A 17,184-nucleotide genomic window follows, 5' to 3' on the forward strand; every position below is an offset into this window, starting at 1 on the left:
CCCCGGTGTCGCAGCTCTCTGCCACCCCGACTATCCGGAGTGGGATCCCAGAAATGGAGGATCGACCTGAAGTCAGCGTCCTTCAATTTGTAAAGGTCAGGCGGGTTGCGTACCGCAACGACTGAAATTATGGCTAGAAGATCACAAATAAAAGGAACGAGCCGTCATGATTAAGAATTTTACCAATAATTTACCAATATCGCGCGGAGCAGGAAACTGCGTTTCCGCGACCGTTACGGCAGCGACTGCGGCTGGGCTGATGTTTCTGCCCGAAGTGGCCATGGCGGCCTGTAACGTCACGGGCGGTGATCTCTACAATGGCGGCTTTCTCACCTGCGACACCAGTGGCGTCGACCTGCGTCTGTTTGGCGGCAGTCCGGTCATCGCCGTCACTGACCACGTCATCGCGGGTGGCTTCCTCAACGTCAGCACCCGGCCGACCCAGAACAGTCCGCTCGATATCGCGCTGACCATCAGCAGCACCACGATCACTTCACCTGACTATGCCGCCGTCACGGTGTCCTCGGTCTTCGCGGATACCGACATCGACCTCACCCTCGACCAGGTAACGCTGGTCTCTGGTGACAACCCCGGTGCTGTTTGGGTCCGCAACGAGATCGGCGGCAATATCGTGCTGACCGCGAGTGGTCTGATCACGGCTTCCGGCACCGATAGCCCCGCCATCACGGCGACGACCAATGACGGCGGAGTCCGCATCACCAATTCCGCCACGATCACCTCCAACGGTGGCCGCGGCATCTATGCCGATGGCGGCTATAACAGCACCGCTCCTGTTACTGTCAGCGTGACCAACAGCGGGACCATCGATGCCTATGCCGCGGGCATCCGTGTCATCGGATACAACGGGCTCGCATCGATCAACAATTCGGGCCAGGTGACTTCGACCACGCTGCAGGGCCTCATCGCCTGGACACCGAACGGCACCGTTGAGATCGTCAATTCCGGCCAGGTTACGGCGGACGCCCACATCGGTGTTCAGGGCGCGGCTGATTCCGGCAATGTCTCCATTACCAACACCAGCACGGGTCGCGTTGATGGCCAGCGTGGCGTCGTGGCGGCGACGGATAGCGGCACTGTCCGCATCGACAATGCCGGCACGATCACTGCGACCGGCAACGCGATCGAAACAGGCAACACGGCTTCGACAGTTATCAACTCCGGTGCGATTCAGACGCGGTCGCAGAATGGTACCGCCATCGCCTTCGGCACCGGCAACAACACGCTGGTCATCCTGCCTGGCTCGACCATCACCGGCCTCGTCACCAATGGTAGCGTCAGCGGTGGTGTCGAAACGATTGGCGTCAATACCCTCACGCTCGGTGGCGCGGGTGGGAGCTTTGATGTGAGCCAGATTGGCCCCACGCCCACGCAGCGCGGCCTCGTGCTCGCGGACGGCGTCCATACCGGTACCGGCACCGCGGATGGCGGCCAGTACCGGGGCTTCAGCAGCTTCAACAAGACCGGCCCAGGGACCTGGAATCTGACCTATGGCAGCGGCGCTGGCCTCGCTGACCAGAACTGGGTGATTTCGGAGGGCACCCTTGTCGGCAATACGACGACGTTGCGCGGATCGGCCATCACGAACAACGCTTCGCTCGTCTTCGATCAGGCCAGCAACGGCACTTTCGCCGGCAGCATCAGTGGTACGGGCAACCTTCAGAAGAATGGTGCCGGCACGCTGATCCTGACGGGCACCAACACCTATACCGGCGGCACCTATATCAACGAGGGCACGCTGCAGGTCGGCAATGGCGGCACCAGCGGCAGCCTGATCGGCACCATCTACAACAACGCCAATCTCGTCTTTAACCGCTCGGACAGTTACCTCTTCCCTGGTACCATCACGGGCAGCGGCTCCGTCAGCTTCGCCGGCGGCGGCACCGTGGTCTTCGAGCAGGCCGATGCTTATAGCGGGCCGGTCACCGTCGGCGCGACGAACTTCATCCTCGCCAACGGCTCCACCTCCGGATCAACCTATACCATCGGCGCACAGGGCACGATCTCGGGCTCCGGCACGATCTCGGGCCTGGTGATCAACAACGGTGGCACGGCCGCGCCAGGCTATTCGCCCGGCACGCTCTCCGTCGCCGGCAACGTCACCTTCAATCCCGGCTCGACCTACCAGGTCGAGGTCTGGACCGACGGCACGCATGACCGCATCGCCGCGACCGGCACCGCCACCATCAATGGCGGCACCGTGGCCGTGGTGGCGCAGTCTGGCTATATGACGCATCTCGCCCGATACGAGATCCTGACGGCGGGCGGCGGCGTCAGCGGCGCCTTCGATGCGACGACCAGCAACCTCGCCTATCTCACGCCGGTGCTTGGCTACGAGGCCGGCGCCGTGGTGCTGACGCTGGCGCGCAACGATGTCGCCTTCCGCGACTATGCGACGACGCGCAATCAGACCGCGGCGGCCGATGCGATCCAGACGCTCGGCCTCGGCAATGCCGTCTATGAATCCGTGCTCGATCTGACAACAGGGGCCGTGCCCGCCGCCCTCGACGCCCTCTCGGGTGAGTTGCACGCGGCGGTGCCGGGTCTGCTCTCCCAGCAGTCGCGCTTCCTGCGTGAGGCGGTGAGCGCAAGGCTGCGGGATGACCGGCTGGCCCTGGCGGGCACGCAGTCAGCCCTGGACGGCCGGGCGACCGCCTGGATCCAGGGCTTCGGTGACTGGTCGCATCTGGGCGGGAACGGCAATGCCGGCTCCATCACCAGCAATGTGGGCGGTGTTTTCATCGGGCTCGACCAGCAGCTGGATGAGAATTGGAAGGCGGGCGTGGTGCTGGGCGTCAGCCGTACCGGGTTCCACGCCAATACCCGCAACTCCTCCGGCAACGCTGACAATCTGGAGCTTGGGGCCTATCTCGGCGGCCAATATGGCGCGCTCAACCTGCAGCTTGGCGCGTCCTATGCTTGGCACGACGTCGACACGAAGCGGCACATCGTCTTCCCGAATGTCAACAGCACGGCGCGCGGCAGCTACGGCGCCAATACGGCGCAGGTTTTCGGCGAGGCGAGCTTCCGCATCGACCTCAACCCTGTCCGGCTGATGCCGTATCTCGGACTGGCCTATGTCAACACCGGTGGCGAGGCCTTCACCGAAACCGGTTCCAGTGCCGCGCTCTCGGGCAAGATTGGCTCGCTGGACACCGCCTACAGCACCCTTGGACTGCGCTCCGAGGCCGAGGTCACGCTCTGGGGCAGGACCTTCCGCCCACAGGCGAGTTTCGGCTGGCAGCACGCCATCGGCGATGTCGCCGGCACGGCCAGGCTCGCCTTCGACAATGGTGGCGCGGGCTATCAGGTCAGTGGTGTGCCGATCGCGCGAGATGCCGCGATCATTGGCGCGGGGCTCAGCTACGATATGGCGCCTGGCATCGCGCTCAACCTCTCCTACCGAGGCCAGTTCGGGCAGGATGCGCAGAGCAATGGCGTGAGGGGCACGCTGTCCCTGGCCTTCTGAACGGTGAGGGGCGGCCTTTAAGTCTATCCCTCCACGAGGGTCACCTGCCGGCGGGGGGGGTGACCTGCCCCCTGGTCGGGCATCCACCGGCTATGAGAGACTTGGCCTGTGTTCTGGCTTGGGCCTTGCCAGAGTGGCGCGTAGGCGGGGCCAGCCGGCCAGGGCGACACCGCTTCCGGCGCCGGCGGCCGATAGCCCAGCGCACTGTGCGGCCTGACCGTGGGTCTGCCTGGCATCGCGTCAACGCTGACGGCTCCTCAGTAGGGTACAGGCGCCAGCGCCCGCGATACGCTCGGATATGTCCGGGTGCAGCAGGCGCCGGCGAACAGCCTTCGCCGACAAGCGGCCGCCACTTCAGTGCCTGGCCACCGACACTGCCTCTTCTCTCGGAACATAGATCAGTCTCTCGGACCCTGGCGCATCTGCGCCGCCATGCGCACGGGCGCGTTGGCGGCGCCGAAGCCGGCATAGCCCTTTTGTCGCGCGACGATCTCCAGGAAGAAGCGGTCGCGGAAGGCTTGCGTATAGGCGTGCAGGAAGCTGCCGCCCGCCGCGTCCCGGTCATACAGCAGGTGACGCGCCGCCAGCGCCGCTATCTCCGCATCCTCCAGGTCGAAGCGGGCGCCGAGGTCCTCGTAGTAGTTCTGGGGAATGTCGAGCAGCGGGGCCGCCCGCGCTGCCGCGGCATCGACCTCGGCCGCCGCATCCGCAGCCTGGAAGGCGATGTGGTGCACCCCGGCGCCGGCGCGGGCGGAGACGAAGCGCCCGGTGCCGGTGCGCCGGCTTTCCGAGACGTTCAGCGGCAGGCGCACGCTGCCATCGGCGCTGACGAAGGCGCAGGACCGCACCAGGCCGTAGGGGTCCGGCAGCTCCCAGATCGCATGGGCCGCCAGCCCCAGCAGCGCCCGGTAGAACAGGACGAAGCTGTCCATCATGTCGGGCGTCATCGCCTGGGCCACATGGTCCAGGCCGAGCAACCCATCGGCGGCGGCCGCGCCTTCCAGTCGGAAGTCATCCTCCCAGATCGGGCGCGCCCCGGAGACCGGGTCCTCCACCAGATAGACCAGCGTGCCGTCCGGCGCGCGGATCGCCGGAATGGCACGCTCACCGGCATCGATGCGCTCGCGCCAGACGCGGTAGGACAGGGCCTCGGCGCGCGCCACCAGGCGGGCCGGATCATCGACGCGCAGCGCGATGGCGCAGACGCAGGGGCCGGCCTGTTCGAAGCGCTCGCTGGCCGCGCTGTCCGGCTCCGAATTCAGCACCAGGTTCACGCCACCATGGCGCCACAGCTCCACATCCTTGGAGCGATGCATGCCGCCGCGCCGGAAGCCCAGCGTGCCGATGAAGGCGCCGAGCTCGGCCCGCGCCGCGTGGTCCACGGCAAATTCCACGAATTCCAGCCCTGAGAGCTTCGGCAGGGCCGGCAGCGGGGCGAGGCCCACCTGGTCCTCAAGCCAGACCAGGCTGCGCTGCCCGTCGCGGGCGATGCGGCGGGAGGGGGCGGCGCGGAACTCGTCGTTGAAGATCTCGAGCGACAGCGGCCCGGCGTAGCCCGCCGCCAGCAGGTCCTTCAGGAAGCCGGGCACCGGCAGCTCGCCCTGGCCGGGGAACAGCCGGTGATGCCGGCTCCAGGAGAGCACATCCATCGACAGCCGCGGCGCATCCGCCAGCTGCAGGAAGAACAGCTTTTCAAATGGTACCACCTCCGCGAGGCCGGTCAGGTCATCGCCCAGCGACAGCGTATGAAAACTGTCGAGGCAGAGGCCGAGTGCGGCGTGATCCGCGCGCTGCACGATGTCCCAGGCCTGCCGCCAGCGGTTGGTGTGGCGGCCCCAGGCCAAGGCCTCGTAGCAGACGCGCAGCTGGCGCGAGGCGGCGCGCTCTGCCATCTCGCGCAGATCCGCCGCGGCACGCTCCGGCTCCGGCAGGGCCGCGGCATGGGTGGTGGAGCAGACCAGGATGAGGTCCGTGCCCAGCGCCTGCATCGTGTCGAATTTCCGCTCCGCCCGATCCAGGTTCCGGCGGCGCTGCGGCTCTGGCATCCCCTCGAAATCGCGGAAAGGCTGGAAGATGGCGATAGCGAGGCCGAGATCCTCGCACATGCGGCGCACCTCGGCCGGCGTGCCATCGAAGGTAAGTAGGTCGTTCTCGAAGATTTCCACACCGTCGAAGCCGGCGGCGGCGGCGGCTTCCAGCTTGTCTGGCAGGGTGCCCGAAAGGCAGACCGTGGCGATGGATTTCGGCAGGCGGTGCTGCGGCATCACGCATCCTCCATTCGGTTGCCGGCCTCGGCATTGAGTTGCTTTGTACCAACGGGTACATAAGTACCGCAAGCAAGACCTCCCCTGGAGATGCGGCATGACGACCCGGGACATCGCCCCCGCCCTCCTCGCCGGGCTGATCGGCTTCGGCATCCAGGGCTCGCTCTCGCCCGCGATGCATGAGCGGGAGGGGGCGGCGCAGGGGCTGCGGCTGGTCTATCGGCTGATCGACCTGGAACGCCTCGGCTTGGGGGTGGAGGCGCTGGAGGAGCTGCTGACGGCGGCGGAGCGTATGGGTTTCGCGGGGCTGAACATCACCTATCCCGCCAAACAGGCCGTGGTGCCGCTGCTGCATGCGCTGTCCCCGGATGCGGAGGCCCTGGGCGCGGTGAATACGGTGGTGTTGCGCGATGGCCGGCGCATCGGGCACAACACGGATTGCACCGGCTTTGCCGAGGGGTTCCGGCGCGGCCTGCCAGATGCGCCCCGCGCCTGCGTCGTGCAGCTCGGCGCCGGCGGCGCCGGGGCGGCGGTGGCGCACGCGCTGCTGAGCGAGGGCGTCGGCCGGCTGGTGATCGCCGAGAGCGACGCGCCGCGCGCAGCCGCGCTGGCGGAGGCGCTGTGCGCCCGCTTCGGCACCGGACGCGCCGCGGCCTGCACCGACCTGGCGGCGGAGGTTCGGGGCGCGGATGGGCTGGTGAACTGCACCCCCGTCGGCATGGCGAAATTCCCGGGCACGCCGCTGCCAGTGGACTGGCTGCGGCCCGCACTCTGGGTGGCCGACATCGTCTACTTCCCCTTCGAGACCGCACTGCTGCGGGCGGCGCGCGGCCTCGGCTGCCGCACGCTGGATGGTGGCGGCATGGCGGTGTTCCAGGCCGCCGGGGCCTTCCGGCTGTTCACCGGCCTGGAACCCGATGCACCGCGCATGCTGCGGCATTTTGCCGAGATGGTGTCTCAGGACGCGACGTAGCGCAGGACCGCGTCGATGATCATCTCCCGATGCGACGCCGCGACCTGCGGCGCTTCCAGCGCGCGGCCGTAGATGGCCTGCAGCGTGTGGCGGTTGGAGACGCGGTAGAAGCAGAAGCCGCTGATCAGCATGTGCAGGTCGAGTGCATCCAGCCCCGCGCGGAACACACCCTCCGCCTGCCCGCGCGCGATGAGGTCGCGCAGGGTGCCGATGATGGCGGCGTTGCGGGCCGGGATGGTCTCGGAGGCCGCGACGATCCGCGCCTCCTGGATGTTCTCGACGCTGACCAGGCGGACGAATTCCGGGTGCTGCGCATGGTGGTCGAAGGTGACTTCCACCAGGCGCTGCAGCGCCTCCATCGCCGGCCGCGTATCCAGCTGCAGCGCCTGCTCCGCATCGCGCATCCGGCCGTACATGTGCTCCAGCACCGCTGCGTAAAGCTGCGCCTTGCCGCCGAAATAGTAGTAGATCATGCGCTTGGTCGTCCGCATGCGCGCCGCGATATCGTCCACGCGCGCAGCCGCAAAACCCTTGGCGGCGAATTCAGCGATGGCCGCCTCGATCACCTCGCGCCGCGCTTCCGCGGGGGCACGGCGCTGCCGGCGGGGTGGCAGGATTTGGGACATGGGCGAAGCGCGCTTTCGTGGCGATGCACCGGCATCCTGCCACGGCTTGCATGCGCTGTGACCCAGGCCTGCTACAGCGCGCCGCTGGCCAGCGCGTGGTCGACGCCGCCCAGGATATGCGCGGCGAGGATCTGCCGCGCGGCGGTCGCGTCCCGGCGCGTCGCGCTGTTGCACAGCGCATGATGCTCCTCCACCGCGATGGCGCCGCGAAAGCCCAGCGCCAGGTTCTGGTAGCGCAGGTAGCGATCGAAGACCGTCGCATGGGTCGCCATCAGGGTGCGCGAGCCGCAGGCGGAGATCAGCGTGCGGTGGAATTCCACGTCGAGCCGCCGCCACAGGTCAAGCACGGCGCCTTCGCCCTCGCCCAGCCTCTCCTGCATCTGCGACAGCTTGTGATGCGCGGCGACGACGCGCCCCTCCCACTCCATGTCGCCGGCGCGGAAGGCGTGTTCCAGCGCATGGCCTTCCAGCAGCAGGCGCAACTGCGCCAGCTCGCGCAGCTCCTTGGCGGAAAACGGCGAAACCTCGAAGCCTCGCTGGCCCTCGGCCACCACCAGGCGCTCGGCGATCAGGCGGCTCAGGCTTTCGCGCAGCGTGCCCACGGCGACGCCGTAGCTGTCGCGCAGCCCTTCCAGCCGCAGCTTGCGGCCGGGCGCCAGGGTGCCGCGCAGGATATCAGCGCGGATCAGCCGCCAGGCGCGCTCGCTCGCCGCCTCCGCGGTTTCCTTCACGCTCATCGGGCGGCCGCCGTGGCGCTGGCCGGCGCGGCGCGGGTGCGGCGTCTGGTGGCGGCGAAGGGCGCCAGCGCGCCGCCCTGCACCACATGGCCGACGCAGCCCTCGACATGCGCCCGCAGCAGCGCCTGCGCCCGCGCCACATCGCGCGCCAGGGCGCTTTCCAGCAGCGCCGCATGCTGCGCCGCCGCGATGGCGCCGCGGAACACCACGGCCGCCATCTGGTAGCGCAGAAAGCGGTCATAGGCCGCCGCATAGGTCTCGAGCAGCGCGACGGAGCCGCAGCTGGCGATCAGCGCGGTGTGGAATTCCCGGTCGTACTGCTTCCACAGTGAGGTATCGGCACCATCCCCCGCCAGCAGCCGGCGCTCCAGCACGGCGAGCTTGTGATGCGCGCCCACCACCTGGCCTTCCCAGTCGAGGTCGCCGGCGGCGAAGGAGGCGGCGATCGCCTCGCTCTCCAGCAGCAGGCGCAGCTCCGCGATCTCCCGGAAATCCTCGGCGGATACCGGGGCCACGGCGAAGCCGCGCTGGCCTTCCGCGATCACCAGCCCCTCAGAGGCAAGGCGGTTCAGCGCCTCCCGCAGCGTGCCGATGCTGACGCCGTAGATCTCCCGCAGCCCGTCCAGCCCCAGCTTTTGCCCGGGCGCGAGGCGGGCGAGCACGACATCGGCGCGGATGCGGCGATAGGCCGCCTCGCCCGGCGATTCCCCGGCCTCGTCCTCGGCCGATGTCACGGCAGCGCCTCCCTGCTCCAACCGGCGCCAGTATCACGGCGGTGACCCTGCCCATGCAAGAGCCGGCATTTGAACGAATATCGGAGATTCTGGCGAATCTCTCTTGATCGGCTTTCTTAGCCCCCTTAGCGTCGCCGCAAGCCGACCCATCGAGGCCGAAAAGAACATCGAGGAGGGACCACGCCATGCCCATCACCCTTGGACGTCGCGCCGCCATGCTCGCCGGTGCGGCCACCCTGGCCGCGCCCAGCCTGCCCGCCCGCGCCCAGGCGCGCCGGCGCCTCCGCTTCACCGCCGTCTTCTCCGACCAGGACATCCGCGGCGATGCCATGCGCGGTTTCGCGCAAGACCTGCAGTCGCAGTTCGACGTGGAGCTGCACCTGAACGCGACGCTGTTCCGCCAGGGCACGGAGCTGGTGGCAATCCAGCGCAATAACGTCGAGATGGCCAATCTCGCGCCGCAGGACCTGTCGCGGCAGATCCCGGCCTGGTCCGTGATGGCCTCCGCCTATCTGTTCCGCGACGCCGATCACATGCGCAAGGTTTTTGCGGGCCCGATCGGGCAGGACTTCAACCGCATGGCGCGGGAGCAGTTGAACGTCCATGTGCTCGGCCCGCTGTATTTCGGCACGCGCCATGTGAACCTGAAGCCGCGCAAGCGCATCAGCACGCCGGCCGACATGGCGGGGATGAAGCTGCGCATGCCGCCCGGCGAGACCTGGCAATTCCTCGGCGAGGCGCTGGGCGCGAACCCGACTCCGGTGGCCTTCGCCGAGCTCTATACGGCGCTGCAATCCGGCACGGTGGATGGCCAGGACAATCCGCTGCCGACCAGCCGCACCATGCGCTTCCATGAGGTCACGACGCAGTTCGTCCTCACCAGCCATCTTGTGGCCTACGACCTGCTCTCGATCTCCGCCCGCCTGTGGGACGGGCTGACGCAGCCGCAGCGCGATGCGATCCAGGCCGCGGCGGACAAGGCGATCGACCAGAGCACGCAGCGCCATATCGCACAGGAGCAGGAGATGCTGGCCTTCTTCCGCTCGCAGGGCCTCGAGGTCTACGAGCCGGATGTCGCCGCCTTCCGTGCGGAGGCGCAGCGCCGCTACCTCGCCTCGCCGCAGTCGCAGGGCTGGCCCGCCGGGATCCTGGACCGCATCGCGGCGGTGCGCTGATCCGATGAGCGCGGCGTGCCGCCTGTTCGGCTGGGCCAGGCGGCGCGCCGAGAACGTGCTTTCACTGCTGCTGGTGGTGATGTTCGCAGCCTTCATGCTGCAGATCGTCACCCGCTACGTGCTGAACGCGCCGCTGAGCTGGACGGCGGAGCTTTCGACCCTCACCTGGGTCTGGGGCATCCTCTGGGGCGCGGCGCTGGTGCTGCGGGACGAGGAGGAGATCCGCTTCGACGTCCTGTACAGCGTGATCCGTGGCCCGCTGCGGCGCGTCTTCGACGTGATCACGGGCCTCGCCGTCGTCGCCGTCTTCAGCTGGTCGCTGCCGGCCATGGTGGACTACGTCACCTTCATGAAGGTGGAGCGCAGCGCCTATCTCGGCATCCGCTTCGACATTCTCTACTCGGTCTGGCTGATCTTCGCAGTGGCGATGATCATCCGGCACGCCGCCATGGCCTGGCGCGCAGCCACGGGGCGCATGCGGTGAATTTCCAGGACCCCTTCACCCTCTCGCTCATCGCGCTGCTCGGCCTGTCGTTGATGGGCCTGCCGCTTGGCCTGACCATGATCATGGCCAGCATCATCTATCTCGGCGCCTCCGGCCAGGACATGTCCACCGCCGCCGAGCAGGTGCTGAACGGGCTGAACGGCAGCTACGTGCTGCTGGCGGTGCCGCTGTTCATCTTCTCCGCGGGGCTGATGAATGCCGGCAGCCTGACCGATCGCCTGCTGCGCTTCTGCAACCTGCTGGTCGGCCGGCTGCGCGGCGGGCTCGGCCATGTGAACATCGTGCAGAGCGTGATCTTTGCGGGCATGTCGGGCTCCGCCATCGCCGATGCGGCGGGCAGCGGCAAGGTGCAGATCGACATGATGGCCAAGGGCGGCGCCTATCCGGTGAGCTATGCCGCGGCGCTGACGGCGGTGACCGCGGTGATCGGCCCGATCATCCCGCCCTCCATCCCCATGGTGCTCTACGCGCTTGTGGCCGATGCCTCGATCGGCTACCTGTTCCTGGGCGGCGTGATCCCCGGCCTGCTGATGGCGGCGGCGCAGATGGGCATCAACAGCTGGATGGCGCATCGCCACGACTTCCCGATCGCGGAACGCGTGCCGCTGCGCGAGGTGCCGCGCCTGACGGTGGAGGCCTTCCCGGCCCTGCTGATGCCGGTGATCCTGCTCGGCGGCATCTATGGCGGCGTGATGACGCCGACCGAGGCCGCCGCCGTCGCCGCAGCCTATGCCTATCTCATCGCCGCCGTCTTCTACCGCAGCCTGACGCTGCGTCAGACCTATGCCGCCGTGGTTGAAAGCGCGCGCTCCACCGCCGCCATCGGCATGCTGATCGCCGGCGCGCTCGCTTTCAACTACGTCATCACCAGCGAAAACGTGCCGAATACTGTGCGGGATATCCTGGCGGGGTGGGAGCTCTCTCGCTGGGAATTCCTGCTGGTGGTGAACCTGATCCTGCTGGTGCTGGGCTGCCTGATGGAAGGCAGCACCATCCTGCTGGTGGTGGTGCCGGTGCTGGTGCCCACCGCGCAGGCGCTGGGCATCGACATGGTGCATTTCGGCGTGGTGGTGGTGGTGAACATCATGCTCGGCCTGATCACGCCGCCCTATGGGCTGCTGCTGTTCATCGTGGCGAAGATCTCGGATGCGCCGCTCGCCGCCGTGGTGCGGGACACGCTGCCCTTCGTGGCGGCGATGGTGGTGGCATTGGCCCTGATCACCTTCATCCCGGAGCTGGTGCTCTGGATGCCGCGGCAGTTCGGCTACCAGGGCTGACGCCGCGGCTCGCAAGATTGCAGAAAGGGAACACGTCGTGACGCGCAGCCTGCATGTCCTCAACGGCCCGAACCTGAACCGGCTGGGCAAGCGCGAACCCGAGATCTACGGCCGCACCACGCTGGCCGAGGTCGAGGCGATGTGTCGCGCCGAGGCCGGGGACGATGAGGTGGTTTTCCACCAGACCAACTACGAAGGCCAACTTGTGGACTGGATCCATGAGGCGATCGACACTGGCGCGGCGGGCCTCATCATCAACCCGGCCGGACTGACCTTCCGCTCCATCCCGGTGCTCGACGCGCTCAAGATGGTCAAAGCGCCGATCATCGAGCTGCATATCTCAAACATCCACAGGCGGGAGGCGATCTACCACCAGTCCCTCGTCTCCAGCGCCGCCACGGCGGTGATCGCGGGGCTGGGCGCACGCGGCTACGCGACCGCGATGCGGGCGCTGCGCGAGATGCTGGACAGCTGAATGGGCCTTCCCGCACCGGACGTATCGTCCTCGAAGGTAGCTGATCGTCGTCAGCACCGAGTGCGGATATTGTGCCACCACGCCGCATACAACACCCGTCACACCTCTCGGCATCATCGCAGCCTCGAACTTGGTTGATCCGTAGACGCCGAAGCCCGCGGCGCCGCGGTAGCCACCGATCGATGAGATGTTGAGGATGCGGCCCGAACATGCCGCGCGTCGTCTCGGCGTCTCCGCGCCGCGGAGGCCGAACTCGACCCCGACATGGCGCGCGGTCTGGCATTCGCCTTCCTGGTCAAGGGGCTCAAGGCGGCCTACTTCAGTCTTTATCAACGGGCTGACGACATAATCCCTAGAGGCCAGCGCAGGGGCCCCGCACAAGGAGCCTTTCGTGAAAATGCGCGTCATCCTAGTCACCATCGCCGGCACCGGCCTGGTCATAGGAGGCCTCTGCCTCTTCCTCTTCGAGCAACTCGCCGCCACCCGTGCCCAGGACGGCGAAGCTGCCCTCCGCGCCCTCGCCAACCAGGTAGAGGAGGAAATCGCCGGCACCGCCCGCGACCTCGCCGCCCGCGCGGACCTCATCGCCCACATGCCGCCTATCCGCGCCGCCCTCGCCGAGCAGGACCGCGCCGCGCTTGTCGCTCTCATGGGCGAATCCTACGCCGCGCTCAACGCTCGCTACGGTCTGACCAACGCCCAGGTGAACAGCGCCGCCACCAATACCGTCCTGCACCGCTTCCATAGCCCGCGCGACGCCGGCGACGACTTCACGCGCAACCGTCAGATCATCGTCGCCACCCACGGCGCCAACCAGGCTCAGATGGGCGTCGAGATCGGCGCCTCCGGCGTCCGCGTTCGCGGCGCCGCACCCGTCAGTACCGACCGTGTCCTCGGCAGCGTCGAATTCGGCGTCGAACTCCAGCCTTTGCTCGAAGCCCTGCGAGCCCGGACCAATGCCGATTTCGCCACCCTCATCGACCGCCGCCTGATCCCCACCACCACCGCTGGCGATGTCCGCCTCTTCGGGTCGCTACGCGGCGACAGTGCCACCACCTGGCCGCTCGTCGTCCGCCTGCACGAGACGCTCGCCATCACCCTGGTCAAGGAACCTGTTTTCAGCTTCCCCAACATCCACGGAGTCCCCTTCGGCGCCGCCACCATCCCCTTGCTCGATTACAGCGGCGCCGAAATCGGCGTCATCATCGCCATGACATCGCTCGCTCCCGAGCAACGTACCTTGCGCCGCCTCGCCGTCGCCACCGCCGCCGCGGGCCTGATCGCCTGGATCGGTCTGGCCGGAATCATCCTGCTGCTCTTCCGCGGCCTCGTCCTCCGTCCCGTTTCCATCATCGCCGAAGCCCTTGAAGCTCCTGGCGGCGCCACGCCCCCAAGCCTACCCAAGCCAGGCGCCGCGCCCGAGCTTGATCGCCTCATCCGCGCCGCCGCTCGCACCCGCGAGCCCGCGCCATGAAGGCCCTCGTCCGGCTCGCCGCCCTGGCCCTCATCCTACTCGGCACGGCCGCCCAGGCCGCCGAACTCACCGACCTCCCGCGCGACGAACCCCTGCCCATCCGCGTCGCCACCGCTATCCGCGTCATCGACATCTCGCAGGTGCAGGAAACCGCCGGCCTCATGGCCGCCCGCGTCGAACTCACCTATCGTTGGCAGGACCGCCGTCTGGCCTTCGACCGCGTCCGCGAGGCCCGCGCCCAGCGCAGCCTATTCGGCGACGCCGCCGTCGCTGAACTCCGCCGCATCTGGCACCCTGCCATCGAGATCGAAAACCTCTCCAGCGCCCCCCGGCAGGACCAACTTGGCTTGGTCATCGATGCCTCCGGCGCCGTAACTCTGGTGCGCCGCCTTGATGCCAGCTTCCGCGTCGGCATCGACATGGCGTCCTTCCCCTTCGACAGCCAGGCCCTCGACATCACCCTGACCTCGAACCGCTACAACGCCCGCCAAGTCCTACCGGTCCATACCGCGGCCGATGCCGCCCACTCCGCCTTCCCCACCCGCCTGCAAACCACGCTCTGGACTCTGCGCCGCCTTGATGTCCGCAACGCCACCTATGCCGGCTGGAGCGGTGCCCCGCATGGCCGACTCACCTTCACCCTCGATGCCGTCCGCCTTTACGGCCAATACCTGATCCGCATCTTCCTGCCGTTCCTGACCCTGATGTCGAGCACTTTGGTCATCCTCTGGACCACCGAGCAAACCATGCCACTGGCGCCCAAGGGCGCTCTGGCCTTCACCACCCTGCTCGCCCTGGTCGCGCTGAGCTTCACCTTCGAATCGAATTTCCCCGGCTCGATGTCTCAGGGCACGCCGATCGCGCGCATCATCTCCACGGGCTTCCTCTATATCGTCAGCGTGCTCTTCCTGAACATGTTCCTGCTCAACAAGGACTTCTTCCTTGCCCGCCGTGCGCCGTTGATGTTTGCCGAGATCGGCGCCTATGTGCGTTGGGCTTTACCCCTGGGCGTCCTGATCTATTGGAGTGGGCTGATCATCCGCGCCTGTGTGTAGGCGTCTGGCGACAGCACGGACAACCGGCATGCCTTCGGCGGCCCTTACTTCGAACTTCGCCAGGCCGGCAGCAACAGACCCCGCGCAGCGCCATCGTCGCGCGTAACATGCGCATGCAGGCCTACTCCGCTGCCAGGCGTGGCCGTTCCGGCAACTCGCCACCAATCCGCCGGGTCAGTGTCACAACCGCGTCGACCAACAAGGGCCGCGCGATGGCCTGCGCCTCGGGCGTCCAGCGGATCACGGGTGCGGAGAGTGCGAGGGCCCCGGCGAGCTTGTCGCCCGGCCCGAAGACCGGCGCGGCCATGGCCCCGGTGTGCGGATCCGTCGCGCCCATGGTGACGATCGGCAGGTCGAGCGTCGCGGCATAGGCGGGCAGGGGACGGGGGGTGAAGGCGCGGAGTACCTGGGCGATGGCGGAACTGTCGAGGGGCAGCGCATCGCCGACGCGGACATGCATCCGCAGCAAATGCGGGCTGTCCACGCGGTACAGGCAGAGCCGCTGCTCGCCACGCCGCACGTAGAAGGCCGCCGTTTCGCCCGTGCGCGCCACGAGCTCCTCCAGCGCCGGGATGACGTGGGCTTCCAGCCGGAAGGACTGAGTGTAGATCATCCCAAGCCGGAGGACTTCGGCGTCGAGTTGGTAGGCACCGTCGCCCGCGCGCGCCAGGTAGCCATGCTCCTCCAGCGAGATGGCGAGGCGCATGATCGTGCTCTTCACCAACCCCGTCCGCTCCGCCAGCTCCGCCAGAGACAGTGCGCGATCTCCCCTGCGGAATGCCGACAGCACCGTCAGGGCGCGGTCCGCCGACGCGACGCCCTCGAGTGCCGGTTTCCGCCTTCCCATCTCCGCCATGGACGCCTCCGCTTCTTTGGCCCCATCTAAGCCTTTTTGGGATGCGGGCGAAGAACGCGGCCCGTCTTGCCTTCGGTGGTGAACAGCGCCCGCCCGCCCGCCCGGCCTTGGTGATTGCGCCAAGAGGGCAGGGCTACAGGTTTCCCGCCGCGGCGATGCGCCTCCGGCCGGCACGGTCGCACCTCTACAGCGGATCTTGCATTTCGAAATGGCGTTTCGTTATAAGCTCCTGGCGCCCGGGGCTGTCAACAAAAGCTGCGGCGCAGGGAAGGGAGACATCCAGGATGTTTGGAGCCAGTTACGGCCCTCGATCAAGCCTCCTCGATGCGATGGCCACCCTGGCCCTCGGCGTCCGGGGACGCGGTGATCGTTCCCAGTGAAACATGATTTCACCACGCGCGGCCTTGACTGCGCGCGCCCATCGCCGGGCGAGCCTGTCCCGGTCCGCGTCCCCGCCGGGTTGGGGGCGGCCGAAGCTGCCTGGGCGGTGACGTCCTGCTTCAACCGCGCGCCCTGATCCCTTCCGAAAGTGTCCGCCATGCCCCAGCCCCATGCCGTGAAACCCGCCGTCCTCGTCACGGCGGCAATGCTTGCCCCCGAGGCGGTCGCCATCCTTGAAGCGGCCGGCTACGCCGTGCCCTGCACCTCCGGATATCCGTCCGAGGCCGAGCTGCTGGCCGCCATCGCGGAGCACCGGCCGATCGCCCTGCTGCACCGCCAGGGCATCATCAACGGCACGGTCATGGATGCGGCTGCGCCGGCGCTGCGCGTCATCGCGCGCCACGGCGCCGGCGTGGACGGCATCGACCTTCCCGCGGCCGAGGCACGCGGCCTGACGGTGACCCGCGCCGCCGGCGCCAATGCCCGCTCCGTCGCGGAGCATGCGATGGCCCTGATGCTTTCCCTGCTGAAGGACCTGCCCGTGGTCGCCGCCGGCATGCGGGAGGGCCTCTGGGAGAAGACCTCTCGCATGACCCGCGACGTAGAGGGCGTTTCACTCGGGCTGGTGGGCTATGGCGCGATCGGCTCCAGGGTCGCGCGCCTTGCGGATGCCTTCGGCATGCGGATCGCCGCCTATGACCCTCTGCTGCCCGCCGGCCCGCTGCCGGGGCCTGGGACGCGCGTTGCCGATCTGCCGGCGCTGCTGGCGCGGTCGGAGGTCTTGTCGCTGCATTGCCCCCTGGATGCGACGACGCGGAACATGATCGGGGCGGGGGAACTTGCGGCGCTGCCGCGCGGCGCCATCCTGGTGCATACGGCCCGCGGCGGCATCGTGGACGAGGCGGCGCTGCTGGCGGCGCTCGGCTCCGGCCACATCGCCTGGGCCGGCCTCGACGTCTTCGCGAAGGAACCGCTGGACGCCGCCAGCCCGCTCCGCGGCCATCCGCGAATCCTGCCGACACCGCACCTGGCGGCCAATACGCCGCTCGGCGCCGTCGGCATGTCCACGGGCGCGGCCGAGAGCATCGTCGCCGTGCTGGCGGGCCGGCTGCCGGCCCTGCCGGGCGCCGTGGTGATCCCGGGCGGCCTGCGCGCGGCGGCCTGA

At 68.1% G+C, this 17,184-nt stretch carries 14 protein-coding genes; 9 read left to right on the forward strand and 5 right to left on the reverse strand.

Features of this window, described 5'->3' with window-relative positions:
- The first annotated feature begins 259 nt into the window (after positions 1–259).
- A complete protein-coding gene (locus ACVFYP_RS10855) occupies positions 260–3,487 on the forward strand; it encodes an autotransporter outer membrane beta-barrel domain-containing protein (protein ID WP_499200192.1) in 3,228 nt (1,075 codons plus the stop codon).
- 398 nt (positions 3,488–3,885) lie between these two features.
- On the opposite strand, the gene ACVFYP_RS10860 is transcribed toward ACVFYP_RS10855, so the two are convergent.
- Entirely contained in the window at positions 3,886–5,751 is a 1,866-nt protein-coding gene (locus ACVFYP_RS10860) for a bifunctional sugar phosphate isomerase/epimerase/4-hydroxyphenylpyruvate dioxygenase family protein (protein WP_499200193.1), read from the reverse strand.
- 97 nt (positions 5,752–5,848) lie between these two features.
- Here ACVFYP_RS10860 and ACVFYP_RS10865 point away from each other — a divergent pair, with 97 nt between their 5' ends.
- Positions 5,849–6,724 carry a shikimate dehydrogenase gene (locus ACVFYP_RS10865; protein ID WP_499200194.1) on the forward strand — a complete coding sequence of 292 codons (876 nt, stop codon included), beginning with the start codon at positions 5,849–5,851 and terminating at the stop codon, positions 6,722–6,724.
- On the opposite strand, the gene ACVFYP_RS10870 is transcribed toward ACVFYP_RS10865, so the two are convergent.
- From ACVFYP_RS10870 to ACVFYP_RS10880, 3 genes are all read right to left on the reverse strand, one after another.
- A complete protein-coding gene (locus ACVFYP_RS10870; protein WP_499200195.1) occupies positions 6,709–7,350 on the reverse strand; it encodes a TetR/AcrR family transcriptional regulator in 642 nt (213 codons plus the stop codon). The two genes, ACVFYP_RS10865 and ACVFYP_RS10870, sit on opposite strands and share 16 nt — an antisense overlap.
- 71 nt (positions 7,351–7,421) lie before the next feature.
- Positions 7,422–8,087: a GntR family transcriptional regulator gene (locus tag ACVFYP_RS10875; protein ID WP_499200196.1), complete on the reverse strand. Its 666-nt coding sequence runs from the start codon at positions 8,085–8,087 to the stop codon at positions 7,422–7,424.
- Complete coding sequence (locus ACVFYP_RS10880) at positions 8,084–8,821, reverse strand: GntR family transcriptional regulator (RefSeq protein WP_499200197.1); 738 nt, start codon at positions 8,819–8,821, stop codon at positions 8,084–8,086. The genes ACVFYP_RS10875 and ACVFYP_RS10880 overlap by 4 nt, the downstream gene beginning before the upstream one ends.
- A gap of 185 nt (positions 8,822–9,006) precedes the next feature.
- On the opposite strand from ACVFYP_RS10880, the gene dctP reads away from it, so the two are divergent.
- The 6 genes from dctP (at position 9,007) to ACVFYP_RS10910 (ending at position 14,782) form a co-directional block, all read left to right on the forward strand.
- Complete coding sequence (gene dctP / locus ACVFYP_RS10885) at positions 9,007–9,996, forward strand: TRAP transporter substrate-binding protein DctP (protein WP_499200198.1); 990 nt, start codon at positions 9,007–9,009, stop codon at positions 9,994–9,996.
- A 4-nt stretch (positions 9,997–10,000) separates the two neighbouring features.
- Positions 10,001–10,480 (forward strand): TRAP transporter small permease, encoded by a 480-nt coding sequence (locus ACVFYP_RS10890; RefSeq protein ID WP_499200199.1) that lies wholly within the window; start codon positions 10,001–10,003, stop codon positions 10,478–10,480.
- Positions 10,477–11,778 carry a TRAP transporter large permease gene (locus ACVFYP_RS10895; protein ID WP_499200200.1) on the forward strand — a complete coding sequence of 434 codons (1,302 nt, stop codon included), beginning with the start codon at positions 10,477–10,479 and terminating at the stop codon, positions 11,776–11,778. Before ACVFYP_RS10890 ends, ACVFYP_RS10895 begins: the two co-directional genes overlap by 4 nt.
- Positions 11,779–11,815: 37 nt before the next feature.
- A complete protein-coding gene (locus ACVFYP_RS10900; RefSeq protein ID WP_499200201.1) occupies positions 11,816–12,253 on the forward strand; it encodes a type II 3-dehydroquinate dehydratase in 438 nt (145 codons plus the stop codon).
- A gap of 397 nt (positions 12,254–12,650) precedes the next feature.
- Positions 12,651–13,727, forward strand: a complete 1,077-nt coding sequence (locus ACVFYP_RS10905; protein ID WP_499200473.1) for a cache domain-containing protein — start codon at positions 12,651–12,653, stop codon at positions 13,725–13,727.
- Positions 13,724–14,782: a ligand-gated ion channel gene (locus ACVFYP_RS10910; protein ID WP_499200202.1), complete on the forward strand. Its 1,059-nt coding sequence runs from the start codon at positions 13,724–13,726 to the stop codon at positions 14,780–14,782. The genes ACVFYP_RS10905 and ACVFYP_RS10910 overlap by 4 nt, the downstream gene beginning before the upstream one ends.
- Before the next feature lie 121 nt (positions 14,783–14,903).
- Here ACVFYP_RS10910 and ACVFYP_RS10915 read toward each other — a convergent pair whose 3' ends face one another.
- A complete protein-coding gene (locus ACVFYP_RS10915) occupies positions 14,904–15,638 on the reverse strand; it encodes an IclR family transcriptional regulator (RefSeq protein WP_499200203.1) in 735 nt (244 codons plus the stop codon).
- 538 nt (positions 15,639–16,176) lie between these two features.
- Here ACVFYP_RS10915 and ACVFYP_RS10920 point away from each other — a divergent pair.
- Complete coding sequence (locus ACVFYP_RS10920; protein WP_499200204.1) at positions 16,177–17,184, forward strand: hydroxyacid dehydrogenase; 1,008 nt, start codon at positions 16,177–16,179, stop codon at positions 17,182–17,184.

It is taken from the genome of Roseomonas sp. F4 (assembly GCF_053891155.1).

Bases quoted from the DNA above. Each gene is read 5' to 3' on its own strand.
- ACVFYP_RS10855 (WP_499200192.1), top strand. From the start codon at position 260: ATGTTTCTGCCCGAAGTGGCCATGGCGGCCTGTAACGTCACGGGCGGT.
- ACVFYP_RS10860 (WP_499200193.1), bottom strand. From the start codon at position 5,751: ATGCCGCAGCACCGCCTGCCGAAATCCATCGCCACGGTCTGCCTTTCG.
- ACVFYP_RS10865 (WP_499200194.1), top strand. From the start codon at position 5,849: ATGACGACCCGGGACATCGCCCCCGCCCTCCTCGCCGGGCTGATCGGC.
- ACVFYP_RS10870 (WP_499200195.1), bottom strand. From the start codon at position 7,350: ATGTCCCAAATCCTGCCACCCCGCCGGCAGCGCCGTGCCCCCGCGGAA.
- ACVFYP_RS10875 (WP_499200196.1), bottom strand. From the start codon at position 8,087: ATGAGCGTGAAGGAAACCGCGGAGGCGGCGAGCGAGCGCGCCTGGCGG.
- dctP (WP_499200198.1), top strand. From the start codon at position 9,007: ATGCCCATCACCCTTGGACGTCGCGCCGCCATGCTCGCCGGTGCGGCC.
- ACVFYP_RS10890 (WP_499200199.1), top strand. From the start codon at position 10,001: ATGAGCGCGGCGTGCCGCCTGTTCGGCTGGGCCAGGCGGCGCGCCGAG.
- ACVFYP_RS10905 (WP_499200473.1), top strand. From the start codon at position 12,651: ATGCGCGTCATCCTAGTCACCATCGCCGGCACCGGCCTGGTCATAGGA.
- ACVFYP_RS10910 (WP_499200202.1), top strand. From the start codon at position 13,724: ATGAAGGCCCTCGTCCGGCTCGCCGCCCTGGCCCTCATCCTACTCGGC.
- ACVFYP_RS10915 (WP_499200203.1), bottom strand. From the start codon at position 15,638: ATGGCGGAGATGGGAAGGCGGAAACCGGCACTCGAGGGCGTCGCGTCG.
- ACVFYP_RS10920 (WP_499200204.1), top strand. From the start codon at position 16,177: ATGCCCCAGCCCCATGCCGTGAAACCCGCCGTCCTCGTCACGGCGGCA.